Below are 5435 nucleotides of genomic sequence, written 5' to 3' on the forward strand. Positions count from 1 at the left end.
GGGTGGGGGTGCGACGGGGGACAGCCCGGTTGTCGGAATCTTGCAACCAGGGCTGAAATTTGCCGAAAGATTACAAGCGTGTTGCAGCGACTGTCAATGCATGGACATTCATCACTGCCTTGCGATCGCCGCTACACGCGCCCCGGCGGCGGTTGGTTCGATCCGGCCCAGAAATTTCCATCCCGGGGTGATCCGCACGCCCCTTCGGTCCGTACTGGATGGGGGAGCAGGGGTCGGCCGGTGGTGCGCCGCCGCGAGACGATCGAGGAGCAGATGGCCCGGGCAAAGCAGAACCAGAAGGCGCCCCCCGTCCGGACCAGCGCCAGCAGTCGGGGGGTGCGAACCCGGTCACGGTCGGCGACCACCCTGCTGATCGCGTCGGTGCTCGCCGCGCTCTGGGCGGCGACCATGCTGACCGGCGCGGGTCAGAAGGCTTACGCGTACGGCTTCTTCTTCACCGAGTTCTTCGCCGGCGTGATCGCCCTGGTGTCGCTGAGCCTCACCGTGATGCTCGGCCTGCTCGCCACCGACCGCCTCGTGCTGCGCATCTCGCACCGGGTGCTGTTGCAGTCGGCGCACCGGGCCACCGGCGTACTCGGCGTCGCCGGGCTGCTCTTCCACGTGCTGACGAAGATCGCGACCGGGCGGGCGGCGGCGACCGACGCTCTGGTGCCGTTCGTCGGCGGCCGGGGGCTCTACGTCGGGCTCGGCACGGTGGCCGCCCTGCTGATGGCCAGCGTGATCTGGACCGGCATCATCCGCGCCCGCTTCGCCGGCGTCGGTCCGAAGTGGCTCTGGCGCTCGCTGCACTCCATGGCGTACGTCGCCTGGCCGTTCGCCCTGTTCCACGGCCTCAACGCCGGTCGGGCCGCGCAGTCCTGGGTGGTGTTCAGCTACCTCGCCTGCGTCCTTCTGGTGGTGCTGGCGTTGCTCGTCCGGCTCTCGGTCACCATCGGCCGGCGCAGCCGCGAGCAGCACCAGGCCGCCGTGCGCAACGCGGTGATGGCCGGCCGGGTCGGCGACGAGGGTCGCGGCCGGACCGTGCTGGCCGGGCTCGGCCGACGCCGCGACAGCGGAGCGGAGAAGCGGCCCGCCTGGGCGGAGACCACCACCGCCACGTGGGCCGCGCCGGCCACCGCCCGCCCGCGCGACCCCGAGCGCTTCACCGTTCCGGTGGTGCCCGAGCCGGGCTCGCTCAGCGAACCCGTCCGGCCCAGCCGACGCCGGCGCGACGAGCAGCCGGTGGCCCGCCGGGGCACCGAACGGGCCGCGCGCGACCGGCGCGACGAGGAAGAGCTGGAGCCGGTGGCCCGGCGCCGCGGCGAGCGCGTCCGCGACCGGGACGAGGCGGTCCCGACCGGGCGGCGGCGAAGCGGCGCGCCGGTCGAGGAGCCGGTCGCCGAGCGGTCCACCCGCCGGTCCCGCACGGAGGACGACGGCACCCGGTACTCGACCCCGCCCCGGCGGATCGAGGAGCCCGAGGAGCCGTGGGACAGCCCACGCCGGTGGCAGGCCGCGGAGCCGATCTCGGCCGGCCCGGTCTCCGCCGAGCCGATCTCCGCTGGGCCGATCTCCGCGGCGCCGCGCAGCGGCAGCGGCCGGCACAGCGCCGAGGACGACCTGCCGGAGGAGCCGGACTACTGGCGCCCGCCGGCCCGGTACGTGCCGGACGAGGTCGCGCCTCCCGTGGACGACACCCCGACCCTGGTCGACCTGGCGTCCCGCCGTGCCCGACGGGCCGAGGGCCGGGCCGCCAAGCGCCGCAAGGCCAACGCGGACGCGGTGGACGGGGCGTACTGGGCCGGGTTGCGGGGTGAGGCGAAGTGATGCGTACGACCGTGCCTCCGGTGGCCTGCGTCGGCGAGCCCCGGCTCACCGCCGGGTTCGCCGAGTTCGGCCGGCTGGACCTGGCCGCGCACGACGAGGTGCACGGGCCGATCGGCCCGATGGAACCGGCCCAGCTGCTCCGGCTCGCCGAGGGCATGCAGCTCAAGGGCAAGGGCGGGGCGGGTTTCCCGTTCGCCCGCAAGATGCGCGCGGTGCTGGAGTCCTGCGAGCGGCAGGACCTCGCCGCCGTGGTGGTGGTCAACGCCAGCGAGGGGGAACCGGCCAGCTGGAAGGACAAGGTGCTGCTGACCCGCGCCCCGCACCTGATCCTGGACGGGGCGGCGCTGGCCGCGTACGCGCTGGACGCCGACGAGATCGTCATCGGCGTGGCGGACGACGGGGTCGGCCGGGACTCGCTGATGGAAGCGCTCGAAGAGCGCCGGATGCCGGTGCAGACGACGATCGTCACCGTGCCGCACCGGTTCATCTCCGGCGAGGGCGGCGCGCTTGTCAACGGGATCAACGGGCTGCCGCACATCCCGCCGGGCACCAAGAAGCGCTCCAGCGACTCCGGGGTCAGCGGCCTGCCCACCCTGCTGTCCAACGCCGAGACGTTCGCCCAACTCGCCGTCGGTGCCCGACTGGGCCCGTACGAGTACGCGGCGCTCGGCACCGACGACGAGCCAGGCACCGTGCTGCTCACCGTGACCGGCGCGGCCGGCCGACCGGCGGTGGTGGAGTGCACCGCCGGTATGCCGCTGCGCGACGTCCTCGACCTGTGCGAGGTGCCCGACGTCCAGGGCATCCTGATGGGCGGCTACCACGGCAAGTGGATCACCCCCGAGGCGGCGGAGAAGGCCGAGGTCTCCCGCAAGGGCCTGGCCGCGGTCGGCGGCACCCTCGGCGCGGGCATCATCATCCCGATCGGTGTCGACACCTGCCCGCTCGGTGAGGCCGCCCAGGTGGTGCGCTACCTGGCCGGTGAGTCCGCCGGCCAGTGCGGACCGTGCAAGATGGGCCTGCCGGACCTGGCCCGCGCGGTGGACCTGGCGGTCGCCGGCAGCCAACCGGCGGAGGTGGTGCGGGCCGCCGCCGGCGAGGTGAAGGGCCGGGGCGCGTGCAGCCACCCGGACGGCACCGCCCGGTTCGCCCTCTCCGCGATCGAGGTCTTCGCCGACGACCTGCGGCTGCACAGCACCGGCGACGGCTGCGGCCGGCGGGTCAAGGGCGTGATGGGGCTGCCGGGCGCGCCGGACGGAGACCCGCAGAAGCTCACCCTGGACTGGTCGCGCTGCGACGGGCACGGGCTCTGCGCGCACGTGGTGCCCGACTTCATCCGCCTGGACGCCAACGGTTACCCCGCCTTCCCGCCCACCCCCGTGCCGACCTGGCTGCGGGAGGGCGCGTTGAAGGCGGTCAAGGTCTGCCCGGAGCTCGCCCTCCGACTAGCGAAGGCCGAGTAGGAGAGGGCCCCTTCCGGACGCCTCGGGCGGAGGAGGGTGCCTTTCCTGACGACTGTGGAGGGAGACGCGGATGCGCAGCTGGCACGTACGGAGGTGGCCGCGGCGGGCCGTCGCACCGGCCGCCGCGCTGGTCGCCGTCGGGGTGCCCCTCGCGGTCGCCGCCACCGTCCTGGCGGTACGCGCGCTGCCCCGGGTGGACCGGGCCACGCTGACGACCGGCGCGCAGTTCGCCAACGCCGCCGCCACGGCCACGATCCTGCTCGACCCGAGCATGCTCGCCAGCCTGGTGGAGAGCCGGCGCTGGCGGCAGATCGGCCGGGTGCGGAGCCGCCGGTTCCTCTCCGGCCCCGGCTGGTGGGCGATGCTCCAGGCCGACGTGCGCCGGTTGCGCCGGCACCCCAGCGCCCTGCTGATCTGGACGGCGCTGATCCTCGTCCAGTACGCCGCCGCGCTCGCCCTGCCCGGCCTGGCCGGCGCCGCGCAGGTGGTGTTCGGTTACCTCGCCACCGACCGGCTGACCGGTGGCCTGCGGTCGATCAGCCGGTCGCCGGGGTTGCGCCGGGCGCTCGGCGGGAGCGACGCGGCGCTACGGGGGATCCACGTGGTGGTGCCGGCGATCGGCGCGGGGCTGTGGTGGCTGCTGACCGTGCCGACGGTCGACGGTGGGCCGCCCTGGCTGGGGCCGGTGCTGGCGCTCGGGGTGGTGGCCGCCGCGTGGCGCAGCGGCACCCGACCACCGATCAACTACGGCGGCGCGACGGTGAACACGCCGTTCGGGATGATCCCGGTCGACCTGCTGCGCCAGGGCGGGCGCGGGCCGGCGCTGCTCGCCGTACTGGTCCTGGTCCGCCTGTTCCTGGGCTGACCGCGCGGGGTTCGCCCGGGGCGGCTCCGCCGTCCAACCGGCGGACCATGTTCATGATCGTCTCGACCTCTGCGCCGCCTCGGGGGTGCCGACGGAGGCGTCGAGCTGGCGGAGCGCGCCGGCGATCGTCGCGACGCCCTCCTCGATGTCCGATGCGGTGTTCGCCGCGTAGCCGAGCACCAGACCTGACCGGTGCGGCCGCTGGCAGTGCCAGGACAGCGGTTGCACCTTCACGCCGCGGGCCAACGTCGCCGCGGCCAGCTCAGTGTCGGCCAGCTCGGCGTCCAGTGTGATCATCAGGTGCAGCCCGGCGGCCGCGCCGTGCACGGTCGCACCGGGCAGGTGCCGGGTCAGCGCGGCGATCATCGCGTCGCGGCGACGGATGTGTCGGCGTCGCAGCAGCCGGAGTTGTCGCTCCAGCGCGCCGGAGGTCATCAGCTCCGCCAGCACCAGTTGCGGCAGCACGGCGTTGCCCAGGTCGGCGTTGCGCTTGGCGGCGACCACCGCCTCCCGGAGGCGGGCCGGCACGAGCAGCCAGCCGACCCGCAGCGCCGGGGCGAGCAGTTTGGACACGCTGCCGGCGTAGCAGACCTGCTCGGGCAGCAGGCCGCGCAGCGCCGGCACCGGCGGCCGGTCGTAGCGGTGCTCGGCGTCGTAGTCGTCCTCGATGATCAGACCGCCGGCCCGGGCCCAGTCGACGAGTTGGCGGCGGCGGTCGCCGTCGAGCACCACGCCGGTCGGGAACTGGTGCGCGGGGGTGAGCATCACCGCGGGCGCACCGCTGGCGGCCAGCTCGTCGACGCGCAGGCCGGCGCCGTCCACCGCGACCGGCGGGGTGGGGATCCCCCAGTTGTTCAGGTGCTGCCGTACGCCCAACGAGCCCGGGTCCTCGACCGCGATCCGGTCGACGCCGGCCGGGCCGAGCGCCTGGGCGAGCAGCCCGAGCGCCTGGGACACGCCCGCCACGATGATCACCTCGGCGGGGTCGACGGCGACGCCCCGGCTGCGGGCCAGCCAGGCGGCCACGGCCCGGCGCAGCGCGGGCGTGCCGCACGGGTCGCCGTAGCCCAGGTCGGCCGCGACGAGGTGGCGCAGCACGGTCCGTTCGGCGCGCAGCCAGTCCGCGCGCGGAAAGGCGGCCAGGTCGGGTATGCCGGGCGTCAGGTCGATGGTCGCGCTCGCCGCGCGTACGGCGTCGAAGATGTCGCTGCCCGGAGCGGGTGGGAAGAGCGCGGCCGGCACGGGCACGGCCGCCGGGGCGGACGCCGGCGGCCGTGCCC

4 protein-coding genes are annotated in these 5435 nt (G+C 75.0%); 3 read left to right on the forward strand and 1 reads right to left on the reverse strand.

Annotated features, from left to right (window positions below; genetic code table 11):
* The first annotated feature begins 240 nt into the window (after positions 1-240).
* From EAD98_RS01345 to EAD98_RS01355, 3 genes are all read left to right on the forward strand, one after another.
* Positions 241-1827, forward strand: a complete 1587-nt coding sequence (locus EAD98_RS01345) for a ferric reductase-like transmembrane domain-containing protein (protein WP_233583671.1) — start codon at positions 241-243, stop codon at positions 1825-1827.
* Positions 1827-3290, forward strand: coding sequence for an NADH-quinone oxidoreductase subunit NuoF family protein (locus EAD98_RS01350; RefSeq protein WP_199723212.1), 1464 nt, complete (start codon positions 1827-1829; stop codon positions 3288-3290). The genes EAD98_RS01345 and EAD98_RS01350 overlap by 1 nt, the downstream gene beginning before the upstream one ends.
* 70 nt (positions 3291-3360) lie before the next feature.
* The gene (locus EAD98_RS01355) at positions 3361-4155 is read left to right on the forward strand and encodes a DUF6297 family protein (RefSeq protein ID WP_121652262.1); all 795 of its coding nucleotides are present in this window, start codon (positions 3361-3363) and stop codon (positions 4153-4155) included.
* A gap of 51 nt (positions 4156-4206) precedes the next feature.
* Here the strand turns inward: EAD98_RS01355 and EAD98_RS01360 are convergent.
* A partial coding sequence (locus EAD98_RS01360) for a PLP-dependent aminotransferase family protein (RefSeq protein WP_147457311.1) occupies positions 4207-5435 on the reverse strand: 1229 nt, incomplete at its 5' end.

The organism is Micromonospora sp. CV4 (assembly GCF_003667455.1).
Classification (GTDB): domain Bacteria; phylum Actinomycetota; class Actinomycetes; order Mycobacteriales; family Micromonosporaceae; genus Micromonospora.